The following is a 15767-nucleotide window of genomic DNA, read 5'->3' as shown; positions in this document are numbered from 1 at the left end:
AATTTGCGGCACTTTTCCTCTGATGGTCGTCGGTCTTTTCCCCTCAAGGCGGTAGGGATCGAAAACCTGTCCGAAAAACCTCGTAGCAATATTGTTTCAGAATTTAGTGGGACAGGTTGACCGGTATGTAAAGTGAAGCGCCCGCCTTTTCGGCCGCTGCCTGTAGACGCTTGTCTCTCGTCCATAACGCCGCTCGCTGGTCAAGAAGGACCGATGCCAGCAAGTGCGCATCCGTGTAGCCAATGCCCATGCTGAAAATGCGGTGGCGATCGATCATTGTCATGACTTCGTCGTGGCTGGCGACAACCGCTCCGCGCTGCGCCGCCAGAAAAGCAATGACACTGCCGCGATCCCGAAGACTGCCGAGTGCAAGCTCGCCGATCACGGTCGGGTGGCAAAGTAGGCGATCGTCCTGAATAATCCTGCGCAGCTCGGCATCGACATGGCGGAAATGATCAATCCAGATCGAGGTGTCCGCTAGTATCACTTGGCTGCTGTGCTCCGGCGGCGCGGGGCGGCCTCGGCATCGGGCATGGTTCCTCCGAGCGCGATGAGACGTTTTCCGGACTCCACACGAACAAGTGTCTCCAACGCCTGGCGAACGAGCGCAGCGGTCTCCTTTGTGCCGGTTAAGGACCTAGCCTTTTCCAAAAGCGTGTCGTCGAGGTTAATAGTCGATCGCATGATCTGGCTCCCTGGCAGCATACAAACTAGCACCATTTGGTGAATAATTCTACGCCCCGTTATATCAACGAAGTCCTATAACTGAAGCACCACGCCACTTATTTCTTGGACAGCCGGGGTACCCGCCCGAAGCTGAAGCGAGCACTGTTTGGCTTGCCCTATGCGGATGAAATGATGCCTATCAACCCGGATAAATTGCGTGCCCACGGCCCGAATCCGTTCAAGGCGAACACTTCGAGCCACGGTTCCAGAAAGATGCGGTGGCCTTTGCAAGGGTATGGCGATCGGCCTCCTCCCTTTCTGATTTCGCGCTTTGGCCTTGATCCATGTGCCTGCATCTACCTCGGGAATCCCCTGTTGGTGGGCACAAAAATGTCCGTGTTGGCGTGCTCATCGATCGACGGTCGCTCGACGTTCCCCCAGGCGGCTGTCCAGCCGAGCTAAATGCCTTCAGCCGCACGTTAAGAACTGCGACAACGCCGACAGGTCGGCCGTGACGCGGAAGCACTCTCCAATGCCTTTCTTTGCGAATTAAGGCCGTCCATCAAAAGTTCTTCTGACCCCATCGTGCAGGTCATCGTGTTAGGGAGAATTCAGCCGAACGCGGTCCGATTTGTCCGGATCGTGATGAGGCAATTCGAATACCGAGTGTGCTTATGGACCTGTCGAAGATAAAGACGCTAATCGCTTTTGTCGGGCGATCGAACATTAGCGAGCTGACGGTGACGGAAAAAGGCGTCACGGTTCGGATCTTCCGCACGCCCGATCAGGCAGCATCACGGGGCGCGGCGCAAGCGCCGAAGGCGGCAGCAGTTGGTTCCATCGAGTCCGCTCGCGAGGCGTCTTCGGCAACTGCCGAGACCTCGGCCTTCCCCGTGAAGGCACCTGTCTTCGGCGTCCTGCATCGGGCGCCTGCACCAGGCCAGGAGCCGTTCGTCAAGGTCGGCGACGTGGTGGAGGAAGGACAAACCCTTTTCATCATCGAAGCGATGAAGGTCTTCAACAAAATTGCCGCGCCGCATGCCGGCCGCATTGCGCAACTGACCGAAGTCGACGGCGGAGAAGTCGAGACGGGCGACGTGCTGGCGGAGATAGCGTAATGGCCGAGCCTCTCGATGACACTGCGTCGCCTAAGCAACGTTTCGATACGGTTCTGATTGCCAATCGGGGCGAGATCGCCGCACGGATCCAGCGCGCCTGCCGTGAACTCGGCCTTAAGACTGTGGCCATCTGTTCCGAGGCAGACAGGCAGGCGCTTTACGGCAAGACTGCCGAGAGCTTTCTATGCATAGGTCCTGCGAATGCGGCCAAGAGCTATCTCAATCAGGATGCGATCCTCCTGGCAGCGCGTCTGACCGGCGCGGGGGCCATCCATCCGGGCTATGGCTTCCTGTCGGAAAGCGCTGCGTTCTCCGAAGCTATCGAGGAGGCGGGCCTTGTTTTCATCGGTCCGGAAACTTCATCGATTGCCACCATGGGCGACAAGATATCGGCTAAGCGGGCGATGATCGCCGCCGGCGTGCCGTGCGTGCCCGGTCCGGATGCGTCGCTTCCCGACGATCCCGCTTCCATCGAGCGCATCGCGCAGGAGATCGGATATCCCGTGATCATCAAGGCCGCCGGCGGCGGAGGCGGAAGAGGCATGCGCGTCGTACCGGAGGCCTGCTCGCTGCACGAGGCGATCACCTTGACCCGGGAGGAAGCCCGTCAAGCCTTCGGATCCCCCGTGCTCTACATGGAGAAGTTCCTCCAGCATCCGCGCCATATCGAGATACAGGTGCTTTGCGACACCCATGGCAATGCCGTCTGGCTCGGGCATCGCGATTGTTCGATGCAGCGACGTCACCAGAAGGTGGTGGAGGAGGCGCCGGCGCCAGGGATTTCGCCGGATGCGATCCGGCCTGTCGGGATGGCTTGCGCGGAAGCCTGTCGGCAGATCGGCTACCGAGGCGTCGGAACCTTCGAATTCCTCTACGAAAATGGCGCCTTCTATTTCATCGAGATGAATACGCGCCTGCAGGTGGAACATCCGGTCACGGAAATGACCAGCGGCATCGATATCGTCCATGCCCAGATAAGGGTTGCGCAGGGTGAACCCCTGGATTTGCTTCAGAACGACGTGAGATGCGAGGGGCATTCCTTCGAATGCCGCATCAATGCCGAGGATCCCGACAGCTTCCTGCCTTCGGCCGGCACTATCGCTGATCTCGCGTTGCCTGAGGGACCAGGCATTCGCGTCGACACCCATATTCATGCCGGCTACCGGGTTTCGCCCTATTACGACTCGTTGATCGCCAAACTCATCGTTCATGCGCCGATCCGGGCGGAAGCGATGGCGAAAATGCGAGAGGCGCTGGCTGCCACACGCGTTGAAGGGATCGCTACCAACCTTCCACTCCTGCGCGCGCTGTTCGAGGATGAAGCCTTCGTGCGTGGCGAGACGGATATCCACTACCTCGAGCAATGGCTCAAGCAGCGGAGGGCGGCATGAGCGCGATCGACTTCAGCGATCCTGCGACCATTGCAGTCCTGACGGACGCGCTGACGGCAGCCGGCGTGGACGGCCTGGAAATCTCCGGGCCGGGCGGACAGCTGCGCATCGTCGTTTCGAAGCAAGAGGGTACCCAAGTCGCCCTGAAAGGAAACGCGCAGCCGGGTTTGATGGCGGCACTGTCAGCGATCGTGAAGGCGCCGATGGCGGGCCGCTTCTGCGTCTTGCATCCCGCAGCACCAGTCGACGTCAAGCAACTGCCGCATGAGGTTTCCGACAAGGACGTGATCGGTTTCATCCGCATCGGTTCCGTCCTGCTTCCCATTACCGCTGGACGGTGTGGTTTGCTGACGAGGCTGCTGGCAGAGCGCGATGCCCTGGTCGGATTCGGTGAGCCCCTGTTTGAAATCGAGCAGCAATCATGATTGCCACTTTGAACATCCTTGCGCCGCAACGCGAAATCGTCCCGGCCGCCAAAGGCCGGGCGCGGGTCTCCTTCATTGGGGCGCGATCCTTCCTGCTTGAAACCTCGGGCGATTTCGATCTTCCCTCCCAGCGATGGATCTGGGCCTTGTCGCAAACAGTAAAGGGTTGGGCGGACATCGCGGAAGTGATACCCGGCATGACCAATTTGCTGGCTATCTGCAAGGAGACGCCCGAGGATCCCGAAATCGTCGTCAACCGATTGCTGGAGGCATGGAATAACGCCCAAAGCCTCGATCTGGCAGGGAAGACGATCGAAATTCCGGTCCACTACGGCGGTCCATATGCGACTGATCTTCCCGCCCTGTGCGAGCTTTCCGGACTAAGCGACCGGGACGTGGTACGCATTCACTATGAAGCGACCTATCGCGTATTCGCCCTGGGCAGCGCCCCGGGATTTGGCTATCTGCATGGTCTCGATCCCCGGATACACATGCCCAGAAAGACAGTCCCATCGCTGAGGATGGAGAAGGGCTGCGTGACGATTGGCGGAATGCAGACCGGCGTTGCGATGCTGACCGGACCGAATGGATGGAACTCCATAGGCTATGCGGAACTGCAGATGTTCGATCCGGCTTCCTCGATACCGGCCCTGATGGCGCCGGGCGATACCGTGCGCTTCGTGCCGGCAAGGATCGAGCTATGATCGAGATCGTCGAAACCGGCCCATTCAATACGGTGCAGGATCTTGGCCGCCCCGGCTATCGCGATATCGGTGTGTCTGCCGGCGGCGCCATGGATCCGTTCGCCGTCAGGATCGGCAACATCCTCGTTGGCAACGATGAAGATGCGGCGGCGATAGAGGTGCAGACCTTTCCATTCAAATTGCGCTTCGACAGGCACACCGTCTTCGCCGTAACAGGCGCCGACGGCCAACCGGTGCTCGATGGCAGGGAACTGCTTGCATGGTGCACGCATGTCGCTGAGGCGGGCCAGGTTCTCGAACTGAAACAGCCGCAGACGCTGGCGCGCGCTTATATCGCGGTCGGGGGAGGGCTGGATGTTCCGGTTCTCATGGGCTCGCGAAGCACGGCGCTTCGCGGCGGATTCGGCGGCAATGCCGGGCGTCCTCTCATCAACGGAGACCGGATAGAAATCGGCTCAACACTTGATGAACTCCCGCTGCCGGTCAACGGTATCGCCGTCGTCGAGCCGGCCGTCGCGCTCGGCGATGTCTTTCCCGCGCCCATCGACGGCGCGTTGCCGGTCCGTGCCATAGCCGCCGGCGAGCAAGAGTTGTTTGTCTCAGATGGCGAGGCTTTCTGGAGCCAAGTCTGGCGTATTTCATCTCGCAGCGACCGCACCGGCTATCGTCTGTCCGGGGAGCCAATCAAGCCCACGAAGACGATCGAGATGCGTTCCCATGGCGTCGTTCCGGGGGTGATCCAGGTCCCGCCTGGAGGGGAGCCGATCATTCAGATGAGCGACGCCAACACGGCGGGTGGCTATCCGAAAATCGCCGGAGTCATCGAATGCGATCTGTGGCGGCTCGGCCAGGCGCGCGTTGGCAGCCGGTTGCGGTTCGTGCGCTCGACGCATGCCGAAGCGCGTGCCGTTGAGCAGGCCGTTGCCCGGTATGTCGAGGATGTCCAGCGAACGTCACAGATGGTCAAGCGCGCTTTGAGGGCGATGGCATGACGATAGTTCAACGGCTCAATAGGAGGAGGCGGTGAAGTTCGATCTGAATTCCGACATGGGCGAAGGTTTCGGTCCTTACCGGCTATGCGATGACGAGGCGATGATGAAGATCGTATCATCGGCCAACATCGCCTGCGGCTTTCATGGCGGTGACCCGGACACGATGGCGCGCATGGTGCGTCTTGCGAAACAACACGGCGTCGGCATCGGTGCGCATCCGGGCTTGCCGGATCGTGCCGGTTTCGGGCGGCGCGAGATTCCATTCCATGCGGATGAACTTCGCCAGCAGATGCTCTACCAGCTCGGCGCGCTGATCGCGATCGCCAAAAGCGAAGGCGTCACCGTCGGCCATTTCAGCTTTCATGCGGCCATGGGCAATATGGTCAATCGCGATCCCGTGCTCGCCGATCTGATGATGGATGCCATTTTCACTGTAGACCCACGCCTCGTGGTATTCGCTTCTCCGGATAGCGAAATCGAAAGAGCGGCGAAACGCGCCGAGCTCAAGACCCTGGCGCTGTTTCTGGCAGACCGCGCCTATGACGAAGGTGGCAAGCTGGTGGCCCGCGGTCTGCCGGGCGCCCTGGTCAAGGACGAGGCCTCGGTTCGGGCGCGCGTTCGCCAGTTCCTGACCGATGGTACCGTCGAGGCCATCGACGGCACTGTCATCGCAATTCCGGCCCGGTCGATTCTTGTCCATAGCGATACGCCCGGCTCGCTGGAGCTTGCCCGCATCGTCCGCAGCGAAATCGAGGCTTCCGGCGCCACCCTGGCGCCTGCGGCCGAACAATCATCGCGATCGTCAAAGACTACTGGCTGCTGCTGTTGATCGGCCAGTATCCAAACGGGCCGCTGGGTGGGCTCGCCAACACACTCATCCTTTCGGCACTCAGCATCGCTCTCGCTTTTCCTGTCAGCATCCTTTTCGCACTGGCCAGGTTGTCGAAATGGCCAACGCTGCGCTGGCCAGTTACCGCTCTCGTCTATGTCACCCGCGGCGTACCTTTGTTGATGCTCATCCTTTGGAGCTATTTCCTCGTCCCGCTCTGGACTGGGGCGGATGTTCCGAGTTTCGTGACCATGCTCACGACGCTGGTGGTCTATCAGGGCGCTTTCTTGAGTGAAGTGGTCCGTGCGGGCATCGTCGCGCTCGGGCACGGCCAAATGGAAGCCGCTCGAGCGCTCGGACACGGTTACCTTAGTGCGATGCGCTACATCATCCTGCCGCAGGCGCTCTACAATATGATACCGAGCATCATCTCGACGTTTGTCTCGACAATCAAGGACACGACGCTCGGATATGTGATCAACGTGCCGGATCTCACCTTCGCGGCCAGTCAGGTCAACAACCAGCTTCTGACACAGCCTTTCCAGGTGTTCCTCATTCTCGCGATTGTCTACTACGCAATCTGCTGGAGCCTGACCCACGTCGCAAATCGTCTCGAGCGGCGCATCGCGCGCCGGCGCGCCGGTCCATCCAGCCTGCGCGCAGCACCCTTGGTTGCGACCTCAAAAATCGTATCGGAGCAGCTATGAGCACTTCAATTCCATCGACGCAGGAGTTGCAGACGATCCGCCTGTCGAATGTCTGCAAGAGCTATGGCGACTATCCGGTTTTGAAGGACATTGATGCCGAGGTGGCCCAGGGAGAGGTCGTGGTCATATGCGGACCGTCCGGTTCGGGAAAGTCCACACTGATCCGCACCATCAACCGGCTTGAGGAGATCAACAGCGGATCAATAACACTCGACGGCCGCAATATTCATGCGCCAATGCGTGCGAAAGAACTCAATCTACTTCGCAGCCGCATCGGTTTCGTGTTCCAGAGCTTCAATCTTTTTCCGCATCTGTCGGTGCTCGACAACGTGTCGATGTCGCCGATCAGGGTGAAGGGTGTTGCGCCCGCCGCGGCGCGGGATAAGGCGATCAAGCTTCTCGAGCGTGTTGGTCTGCCGACAAGGCCCATTCCTATCCAGGTCAGTTGTCTGGCGGACAGCAGCAGCGTGTCGCCATTGCCCGCGCACTCGCCATGGAGCCGCCGGTGATGCTCTTCGATGAACCCACGAGCGCGCTCGATCCGGAAATGGTTGGCGAAGTGCTGAGCGTGATGAAAAGCCTGGCGGCCGAAGGCATGACCATGCTCTGCGTCACCCACGAAATGGGCTTCGCCCGCGATGTCGCAGACCGCATCTGGTTTATCGACGCGGGGCAGATCCTTGAAACGGCGTCTCCCGAAGACTTCTTCAAGAGCCCGCGCCATCCTCGCGCCCAGCGCTTCCTGGCCGATCTACGGCATTAACCTAATCATCATAACAAAGGAGAACAGCAATGAACTGGAAATACCTTATCCTGGGTGTCGCCTTAGCTGGCGCAATCTCGCCAGCGAAAGCGGATCAGCTGGAGAAAATCAAATCCGCAGGGACTCTGCGCTGCGCGACCTTTGCCGACGTCCCACCCTTTGCGTCCCCCGATCTGAAGACGCGTCAAATGGTCGGCTTCGACGTCGATCTTTGCAACGCCATCGCCAAGGAACTGGGCGTCAAGGCCGAGATTAAGCCGGTCTCGGTTGAAGCGCGCGTGCCGGAGGTCAAGCTTGGCCGCGTCGACATTACGGTTGCTAATCTCGCTTATACATTGAGCCGGGCCGAGCAGATTCAGTTCAGTGATCCCTACTATCTCGCGAAGGAAATGCTCATTGTCCCGGCCTCCGATCCTGGCAAAAGCAAGGCGGATTTCGCGGGTCAGAGAATTGCCTCGACCAAGGGCTCCACATCCGAAATGTCGATCAAGCTCAACAAGTCCGAGCCCCTGACATTCCAGGACACCGCTTCGGCCTATCTTGCCGTTCAGCAGGGCAAGGCGAGGGGTATGGTGGCCAATACCATGACGACGACCAAGTTCGTCAACGAATCGAAGACCAAGGGCAAAGAAATGCGGATGATCGAGGAACCAATGTTGTTCCAGCCGATCGGCATCGGTATGGCCAAGGACAATCCGGACCTGACCGCCAAGATCAACGAGGTGCTTCGCAAGCTCGATACGTCGGGCGAGCTCAATAAGATCTGGGACAAGTGGCTTGGCCAGAACACCGAATACAAGATGACGCGGACCGACAAGGTGGTACCGCTCTCCGAGCTGAAGTTCGAGCCGATTCCGTAAGTCACCACTCGCTCGGTCCGGCCAAAACTTGATCTCAAAACATTGAAGACTGCAGGCGGCGGGACGTGCTCGCCGTCGGTCTTACCCAGGGAGTTTTTTATGATCCACATCAGAGACATCGCTGAACGGCCAAGCAAGGCTGATGTCGAGGCACTTTCCAAATTCTCGCCAGCAACAATCCACGAAGCTCAAGGACGCAAGGGAGCGCTTTCCTCTCGCCTTAAGCCGGTTGATTATTGCATGAAGCTGTGCGGTCCGGCCTTCACCGTAAAATGTGCGCCGCGTGACAACATCATGCTGCAGCTTGCCATCAACTACGCAAAGCCAGGCGACATTATCGTCGTGTCGGCCGGCGAATACGAGGAGGCCGGCTCTTTCGGCGACGTTCTGGCCAATGCCTGCCTTGCCAAGGGCATCGGCGGACTGGTGACCGACACTGGAGTGCGCGATACGCTTCAGCTGAGGGAACTCGGCTTCCCGGTTTTCTCGCTCAGCGTCTGCATCAAGGGCACTGTCAAAGAAACGATCGCCGCCGTGAATGATCCGATCATCGTCGGTGGGGAGATCATTAATCCCGGCGATATCATCGTGGGGGATGCCGATGGCCTGGTCGTTGTCCGGCGCGCTGAAGTCCAGGATGCAGCCCGGTTATCGCAGGCCCGCGAGGATGCCGAAGCCGGCTATATCGACGCCTATAAGCAGGGCAAGTCGGTGATCGAAGTCAGCAAGCTTGAACCGGTTTTGAAAGCCAAGGGGCTGGTCGTCGACATCTGAGACCGGCCCGCGCCGAAGTCCAGCTGTTTGTTGCTGGCTTTACTTTGGAGTGCTGCAGAACGAATACGATTATTGCCGCGACACACCCCATCTCCTACGTCAACGGGACATAGGCACGGCTCTTTGTGTCAAGCCAATCGAGGTCGGTTTTGCCGGCTACGCGCAGATAGGCTGCGGCCTTGAGAAACAGCGGATGACGCAGATCTCGCTTTGTCAGGAGATGATGATGGTCTTGCCCTTCGATCCGCGTCATCATGGCCGCCTTCTCAGGCTGGTCGCTATATGCACGCGCCAGAAAGGTTACAAACCCATCTGTGAACTCAAACACATCGTACTCGTAATGGTAATCGCAAAACCCATTAGCGTCAGGCTCGGATGCATCGATGTGATGTGATACTTCCACCGTCATGGGCCAAGCCGTGCCGCCCCGCCCCAAGACGGCCTTGGCGCGCCACAAGGCCACTCGCGCTCGGTAAAACAGCTTTTCGGTCTGCAACAAATCTACATGTCAGCGAGGTCTTCCTCGCCCCAGGTTTCTTTCGCGGGCGGGTGCCGCGCTTCCCAATTCATGCGCAATCGGCACGTTTATGGCCGAAGCGCATTGTAGTCTCTAGCCCATCTTCCATCTGATCCGCAAGGATTAGGACCCCGGGGCCCAAGATATCACACTCTTAAGCCGCAACCGGTGCGGCCGTCGCGAAATCGAGGCCGGAGTGCTGCTACTCTTCAAACGCGCGATGTGGAAGCGCGTCTGGAAAGCGAATTGAATCCGAGCTTTTCGGAAATCTCTTGTGCCGCGTTCAACAGGCTGTCGAGATAGGCAGCGCGATTGCGCAGCCCGTCCTCGCGCGGGGCAACCAGGCACAGCGTGGCGATGCAGGCGCCATCAGCCTGATAAATCGGGACAGCCAAACAATGGGTAAAATTCTCCACTTCACTATTGAAGGTGAAATATCCATCGCGTGCTGCCTGCCTTACCTGGGCGATGAAATCCGCCGGCTCCAGCCGCCGGCCGTTCGGCAAAACGAAATCCTCCGGCGGGATAAGTCCAAGGATTTCCTGATCCGAAAGGTTTGAGACGAGGAGGCGGCCCGACGCGGTCCAGGGAATGGAAACGAGTTCGCCGACATTCGAGGAGATTCGGAACGGCCGGATGCCCTCGCGCATCATCGCAACCGTATATTTGTTGCCCTCGAGCAGACACATCTGCGCCGTCTCACGCGTTTCTTCGGCGAGATGAACCAGCATACGGTCGCACTCGCGCATAAGGTCGAACTGCTCGGCATATGCCGTGCCGAGGAAATAGAGGCGGCGGCCGAGAAAGACCCGGCCGTCGCCGCCCTGATAATCCAACATACCGTGGTTGAGCAGCAGGTTGACGAGCTCGTAGATAGAGGAGCGCGGCGCGCCGATTTCCGCAGCGATCTCATTCGGGCGCATGGGCCGACGCTTCACACGCAGGAACTCAAGAATCTCGAAGGCGCGATCCAGTCCCCGCGTCCGTCGTGATACCGTGTCGCCGGAGGCTTCGGTCATGCTCTTCTCCGGAGTTGCTGTCAGGCGCGATCGGCGCGATAGGCCACGCAATCGACTTCCACCTTGCAATCGACCATCATCCGCGACTGAACACAAGCGCGTGCCGGTGCATTCCCGCCAAAAAATTCAGCGTAGACGCCATTGAAGCTCCAGAAATCGCGGGGGTCATCGAGCCATACTCCAACGCGCACGACATCCTCCAGACCGTAACCGGCTTCGTCGAGAATACTGATCATGTTCTCGATCGCCTTGCGAGTCTGTGCGACAATACCGCCGGGCACGATTTCGCCCTTTTCCATAGGAACCTGGCCCGAGACATAGAGCCAGCCTGCTGCTTCCGTCGCCCGGGCAAAGGGCAGAGGTTGTCCGCCGGCCCCGGTTTCGCCAGCACCGTAACGCTTGATTGTCATTCGATCTCTCTTCTAGTTGAAACTTGAGGTTTTGAGGAACTCGGCGAGCCGCTCTGTCTTCGGACTGACGAACATTTTCTTCGGGTCGCCTTCCTCGCAGATGACGCCTTGGTTCATGAAGATGACGCGCGACGAAACTTCGTAGGCGAAGCGCATCTCGTGGGTGACGAGCAGCATGGTCATGCCGTCGGCCGCAAGCCCCTTGATGACCTGAAGCACTTCACCGACGAGTTCGGGGTCCAGCGCAGAGGTCACCTCATCAAACAGCATCAGCCGCGGCGACATGGCGATGGCACGGGCGATCGCGACGCGCTGCTGCTGGCCGCCGGAAAGCTGACCGGGATAATGGTTCATGCGAGCGGCGAGGCCAACGCGGTCGAGCCATTTTTCGGCAATGGCGCGGGCTTCCGGCCTCGTCATTTTCTTCACCTTGACGAGGCCAAGCATAATGTTTTCAGCCGCACTCATGTGGGGGAAGAGATTGAACTGCTGAAACGCCATGCCGGTCAGCGAACGCTGGCGTGCAATTTCTTTCTCGCTTTTGCGACGCCGGGTTACGCCTTCGACGCGATAGCCGATCTCCTCACCGTCCAGGCTAATCGTGCCGCTCTGGAATTCTTCGAGCATGTTGATGCAGCGAAGCAAAGTCGTCTTGCCAGAGCCGGACGAGCCGATGATAGAAATGACCTCGCCTTCCTGGACGCTACAATCGATGCCCTTGAGGACTTCGTGGATGCCGTAGGTCTTACGCAGACCCTTGATGTCGAGAATGGTCTTGACCATTGCGGGAGCCTCTTCAGGACGGCAGGGCGGTCTTGCGCTCGACATATTTGCCGAACTGCTCGATGCCGTAGTTGACAATGAAATAAAGAGTGCCAGCCAGGAAATAGAACTGCAGGCTCATGAAATTGCGAGAGATGATCTCCTGCGTGCGCAGGAGAAGCTCCGCCACACCGATGACAGAGAGCAGGGTCGAGGCCTTTACCATCTCGGCAGCCGTGTTCACCCAGGACGGCAAGAACTGGCGCATGGCCTGCGGCCATAGCACGGAGGTGAAGGTCTGGGTGAAGGTCAGGCCGATCGCCTTGGCGGCTTCGGTCTGTCCCTTGGGGATTGCCTGAAGGGCTCCGCGCACGATTTCGCCGACATGCGAGGAGCAGAAGATCGTAAGTGCGAGGACACCTGCCGAAAACGGCCCGAGATCAACTCCGGCGGCGGAGGAGACATAATAGCTCGCCAGTACGAGCACGAGCACCGGCGTGCCGCGAATAACGTCCGTATAGGCGCGGACCACTGAGCGCAAAACTGCGCCGCCGTAGACGAGCGCCAAGCCGACGAAAACGCCGAGTACGGAACCCGCGAGGATGGCCAGCAGAGAGATCGATACAGTCATGGCGAGGCCGTTGATGATGACGTATCGGGCGATCCACAGTTGTTCGAGAAAGGTGTGGGACATCCGGGCTTACCTCGGCAGGGCCAGACGGCCCTCGACGAAACGCATCAAGGCGGCGATGAGGAAACAGGTTGCGACATAGAAGGCGGACGTGACCATCCAGGTTTCCACGACGCGGAAGCTCTCGACGTTGATCTTGCGGGCCGCAAATGTCAGCTCAGGCACAGCGATGGCGGCGGCGAGCGAAGTGTCCTTGAAGAGCGAAATGATTGTTGAAGACAGCGACGGCAGCACGTTACGCAGCATCAGTGGAGCGATGATGGAGCTGCGGATTTGCATCCCCGTCAGGCCGATGGCGAGCCCGGCTTCCGTCAGACCTCCTGGAATTGACAATAACCCGGCCCGAAACACTTCGGCGAGATAAGCACCCGAATATAGGGAGAGAACCAGCACGAAACTTTCCATTTTATCGAGGCGGACGCCCATCTGCGGCAGCGCGAAATAGGCAAATAGCACCAGAACGAGGATCGGCAGGTTGCGGATCACCGTGACATAGACCTGCGCTGCTGCGACCCCGTAGCGGTTCTTCGACGTCAGCGCGAAGGCCGAAAAAAGACCGATCACCGCTCCAATCAGGATCGAGATCACCGCAAGGCCAAGGCTAAGCGCGAGCCCGCTCAACAGGAAATCGAAATTACGCCAAACGGCCGCGAAATTCAGAGTGTAACCCATGGCGTGCCTTCCCCTGAGGCCGAGGGAGCGGGAATGAGGTCCCGCTCCACACGGCTGTTATTTGAATTCGACTGGGAAGCCGATCTGAGGCGGGGTCAGGTCTTTGCCGAACCAGGTTTTGAAAGATTTGGCGTAGGTGTCGAACTCAACGCCGGTCATGGCTTCGTGCAGAGCGGTGTTGACGAAGTTCAGCCAATCCTGATCGCCGCGCTTGACGCCGCAGGCATAGGTCTGCGGGCTCCAGCCGTAGCCGGCATCCTTGTAGCGGCCCGGATTCTGCGTCATGTACCAGGCGAGCGACGACTGGTCTGTCGCAACTGTATCAGCGCGTCCAGATTCCAGCGCCTGATAAATGAGGTTTACGGATTCATATTGATCCACCTTCGCCTCCGGCAGAGCAGCATGCACCATGGCCTCTGCATAGACATTTTGCAGGACCGAGACGGTGACAGACGAGCCAGCCGCCTTCAGTGCGGAATAATCGGCATATTTTCCATCCGCTTTGAGCATCAGACCCACACCTTCGCGATAGTAAGGGATGGTGAAGGCAACCTGCTGAGCGCGTTCGCCAGTAACGGTCATGAACTGGCAGGTGATGTCGACCTTGCCGGTCGTTATGTTTGGGATGCGGGCGTCGGAGGACTGGTTCACATACTCAATCTTTTCGGGATCGCCGAAGAGCGCCTTGGCGATGATGTGGCCCATATCGACGTCGAAGCCCTGAAGCTTGTCGTCTGCGCTCTTGAAGTGCCAGGGCGCATTGGTGCTGCCTGTACCAAGGACAAGATGGCCGCGGGCAAGCACTTCGTCGAGCTTGCTGCCATCGGCGAGGACGGGCGTAGAAAACAGAGCAGTGGCGACGGCCAGCGACATCGTGCCGGCGAGGAAGGAATTGGTCATCGTGTTCCCCTTGATTGACCGTTTTTCTAGTAATCCAATATATCGGACATGTGTCTGTGTTATTGGATTGACATATCAAGAGGTATGAGGAATGACTTGTCAATAGGCTCTGCCATAAAGATGCAGCGTCGATTGACGACAGGTTCCCGGCAGTGCAGCATTCCTCATACCGTTCTCCGAGGCTCCCATGCCCTTCTCGTCCAAAGATTTGACGGCAATCGACACGCCGGCGGTGCTTATCGATCTCGACATCGCGAAGCGGAACATCCAGCGCTTCCAGGATTATGCAGACAGGCACGGTCTGCGTGTGCGCCCGCACATCAAGACACACAAGTTGCCAACCATCGCAGAGATGCAGCTTGCAGCGGGCGCAATCGGCGTCACCTGCCAGAAGGTTTCGGAAGCCGAGGCGATGGTTTCCGGCAGCAACGCCATACGCGACGTACTGATCACCTACAACATTATAGGCGCGGCCAAGCTGGAGCGCCTGAAGGCGTTGGCCGGAAAAGTAAATCTGTCGGTCGTCGCCGATAGCCGCGCGGTCGTCGACGGGCTCTCGGCGACCTTCCATGCCGCGCCTGCGCCGCTGGTGGTGCTTGTGGAATGTAATACGGGCGCGAACCGCTGCGGCGTCGCGACGGTCGAGGAGGCCGAGAACCTGGCTGTCGCGATCCAGGCGGCACCCGGCCTCGTTTTCGGCGGGCTGATGACCTATCCGCCGGCAGGCGGCGAGGCGCAGGTCGAACGTTTCATGAGGCAGGCCACGACCCGCATCAATGCGCGGGGACTCACCGTTCCGGTTGTTTCCTCAGGCGGTACGCCCTCCATGATGCATGCGGCCCGGTCCCCGATAACGACGGAGTATCGCCCCGGAACCTACGTCTACAATGACAGATCGCTCGTGGCGCGTGGTGTCTGCGGCTGGGAGGACTGTGCACTGAACGTGCTCGCCACGGTGGTCTCCGTTCCCGCACCGGATCGAGCTGTGATCGACGCCGGTTCCAAGACGCTGACCTCAGACTTGCTCGGCCTTGCAGGTTACGGTCATGTGCTAGGACGCGACGACGTTACGATCGACCAGCTTTCGGAAGAGCATGGAAGGCTGGTCAGCACGGGCGCGATCGGCCTTGCGGTCGGCGACAAGGTGCGGATCGTGCCAAATCATGTCTGTGTCGTCACCAATATGGTTGACGCGGTCATGGTGACGAGTGGCGATCGGACCGGACCGGAAATCTGGCCTGTCGTCGCGCGTGGAAAAATTGTTTGACCAACGGGCGGGGCAGGACGTCGCCTGATGCGCGCATGCTTCCTAAGGCCAAGCCTCTTGTTTCGCCGTCCTTTCCTCTACTCGGGCTCAACCAAGCATACCGATGTAGGGGCATGGCGCCAATATCGCGGCTACGAGCGCTACAACACCCTACGTCGGTGGCTTCGATCTATGTCATGAACGGTGGGACGAAAGCAGAGAGATCGAAGGCGCCAGGCTTTCCTCGACTTCCTTCGCCAGCCCGAGCAGCGACGGAAGACCGGCCAGCCTCAGCGTTGCGGCGCCCGGAAAGGTTGCCGC

Annotated in this window: 19 protein-coding genes and 1 pseudogene; 11 read left to right on the top strand and 9 right to left on the bottom strand. The window is 59.2% G+C overall.

The annotated features are described in order from the left end of the window. Positions 1–103: 103 nt before the first annotated feature. Positions 104–487: a type II toxin-antitoxin system VapC family toxin gene (locus A3C3_RS0101240; protein WP_022712809.1), complete on the bottom strand. Its 384-nt coding sequence runs from the start codon at positions 485–487 to the stop codon at positions 104–106. Then, the gene (locus A3C3_RS0101235; protein ID WP_028739294.1) at positions 484–684 is read right to left on the bottom strand and encodes a type II toxin-antitoxin system VapB family antitoxin; all 201 of its coding nucleotides are present in this window, start codon (positions 682–684) and stop codon (positions 484–486) included. The genes A3C3_RS0101240 and A3C3_RS0101235 overlap by 4 nt, the downstream gene beginning before the upstream one ends. A gap of 656 nt (positions 685–1340) precedes the next feature. Between A3C3_RS0101235 and A3C3_RS0101230 the strand changes: the two genes are divergently transcribed. The 10 genes and pseudogenes from A3C3_RS0101230 (at position 1341) to A3C3_RS0101185 (ending at position 9229) form a co-directional block, all read left to right on the top strand. Beyond that, entirely contained in the window at positions 1341–1784 is a 444-nt protein-coding gene (locus A3C3_RS0101230) for an acetyl-CoA carboxylase biotin carboxyl carrier protein (protein ID WP_022712807.1), read from the top strand. After that, positions 1784–3175, top strand: coding sequence for an acetyl-CoA carboxylase biotin carboxylase subunit (gene accC / locus A3C3_RS0101225; RefSeq protein ID WP_022712806.1), 1392 nt, complete (start codon positions 1784–1786; stop codon positions 3173–3175). The genes A3C3_RS0101230 and accC overlap by 1 nt, the downstream gene beginning before the upstream one ends. Beyond that, positions 3172–3600: a hypothetical protein gene (locus tag A3C3_RS0101220; RefSeq protein ID WP_022712805.1), complete on the top strand. Its 429-nt coding sequence runs from the start codon at positions 3172–3174 to the stop codon at positions 3598–3600. The genes accC and A3C3_RS0101220 overlap by 4 nt, the downstream gene beginning before the upstream one ends. Beyond that, a complete protein-coding gene (gene pxpB, locus A3C3_RS0101215) occupies positions 3597–4304 on the top strand; it encodes a 5-oxoprolinase subunit PxpB (protein ID WP_022712804.1) in 708 nt (235 codons plus the stop codon). Before A3C3_RS0101220 ends, pxpB begins: the two co-directional genes overlap by 4 nt. Continuing rightward, the gene (locus tag A3C3_RS0101210; protein ID WP_022712803.1) at positions 4301–5296 is read left to right on the top strand and encodes a 5-oxoprolinase subunit C family protein; all 996 of its coding nucleotides are present in this window, start codon (positions 4301–4303) and stop codon (positions 5294–5296) included. Before pxpB ends, A3C3_RS0101210 begins: the two co-directional genes overlap by 4 nt. Positions 5297–5327: 31 nt before the next feature. Then, positions 5328–6125, top strand: a complete 798-nt coding sequence (locus tag A3C3_RS0101205; protein ID WP_022712802.1) for a 5-oxoprolinase subunit PxpA — start codon at positions 5328–5330, stop codon at positions 6123–6125. Further along, the gene (locus A3C3_RS0101200) at positions 6086–6832 is read left to right on the top strand and encodes an amino acid ABC transporter permease (protein WP_028739293.1); all 747 of its coding nucleotides are present in this window, start codon (positions 6086–6088) and stop codon (positions 6830–6832) included. Before A3C3_RS0101205 ends, A3C3_RS0101200 begins: the two co-directional genes overlap by 40 nt. Further along, positions 6829–7595, top strand: a pseudogene (locus tag A3C3_RS41035) (amino acid ABC transporter ATP-binding protein). The gene A3C3_RS0101200 and the pseudogene A3C3_RS41035 overlap by 4 nt, the downstream one beginning before the upstream one ends. Before the next feature lie 29 nt (positions 7596–7624). Further along, entirely contained in the window at positions 7625–8455 is an 831-nt protein-coding gene (locus A3C3_RS0101190; protein WP_022712800.1) for an ABC transporter substrate-binding protein, read from the top strand. Between the two features lie 99 nt (positions 8456–8554). Then, the gene (locus A3C3_RS0101185) at positions 8555–9229 is read left to right on the top strand and encodes a 4-carboxy-4-hydroxy-2-oxoadipate aldolase/oxaloacetate decarboxylase (protein WP_022712799.1); all 675 of its coding nucleotides are present in this window, start codon (positions 8555–8557) and stop codon (positions 9227–9229) included. A gap of 94 nt (positions 9230–9323) precedes the next feature. On the opposite strand, the gene A3C3_RS0101180 is transcribed toward A3C3_RS0101185, so the two are convergent. The 7 genes from A3C3_RS0101180 to A3C3_RS0101150 form a co-directional block, all read right to left on the bottom strand. Beyond that, entirely contained in the window at positions 9324–9638 is a 315-nt protein-coding gene (locus tag A3C3_RS0101180) for a hypothetical protein (RefSeq protein WP_028739292.1), read from the bottom strand. A gap of 317 nt (positions 9639–9955) precedes the next feature. Continuing rightward, positions 9956–10765, bottom strand: a complete 810-nt coding sequence (locus A3C3_RS0101175) for an IclR family transcriptional regulator (protein ID WP_022712797.1) — start codon at positions 10763–10765, stop codon at positions 9956–9958. 20 nt (positions 10766–10785) lie between these two features. After that, positions 10786–11175 carry a RidA family protein gene (locus A3C3_RS0101170; protein WP_022712796.1) on the bottom strand — a complete coding sequence of 130 codons (390 nt, stop codon included), beginning with the start codon at positions 11173–11175 and terminating at the stop codon, positions 10786–10788. 12 nt (positions 11176–11187) lie between these two features. After that, the gene (locus A3C3_RS0101165; RefSeq protein ID WP_022712795.1) at positions 11188–11958 is read right to left on the bottom strand and encodes an amino acid ABC transporter ATP-binding protein; all 771 of its coding nucleotides are present in this window, start codon (positions 11956–11958) and stop codon (positions 11188–11190) included. Positions 11959–11971: 13 nt separating this feature from the next. Then, on the bottom strand, positions 11972–12631 hold the full coding sequence (locus A3C3_RS0101160) for an amino acid ABC transporter permease (protein ID WP_022712794.1): 660 nt from the start codon (positions 12629–12631) through the stop codon (positions 11972–11974). A 6-nt stretch (positions 12632–12637) separates the two neighbouring features. Next, a complete protein-coding gene (locus A3C3_RS0101155; protein WP_022712793.1) occupies positions 12638–13300 on the bottom strand; it encodes an amino acid ABC transporter permease in 663 nt (220 codons plus the stop codon). A 57-nt stretch (positions 13301–13357) separates the two neighbouring features. After that, complete coding sequence (locus tag A3C3_RS0101150; RefSeq protein ID WP_022712792.1) at positions 13358–14200, bottom strand: transporter substrate-binding protein; 843 nt, start codon at positions 14198–14200, stop codon at positions 13358–13360. A gap of 187 nt (positions 14201–14387) precedes the next feature. Between A3C3_RS0101150 and A3C3_RS0101145 the strand changes: the two genes are divergently transcribed. Beyond that, complete coding sequence (locus tag A3C3_RS0101145) at positions 14388–15467, top strand: D-TA family PLP-dependent enzyme (protein WP_022712791.1); 1080 nt, start codon at positions 14388–14390, stop codon at positions 15465–15467. Positions 15468–15767 lie beyond the last annotated feature (300 nt).

Source organism: Rhizobium mongolense USDA 1844 (assembly GCF_000419765.1).
Classification (GTDB): Bacteria; Pseudomonadota; Alphaproteobacteria; order Rhizobiales; family Rhizobiaceae; genus Rhizobium; species Rhizobium mongolense.
Note: the sequence above shows the minus strand (reverse complement) of the source record. Positions and strands in the feature narration are given on the sequence as shown.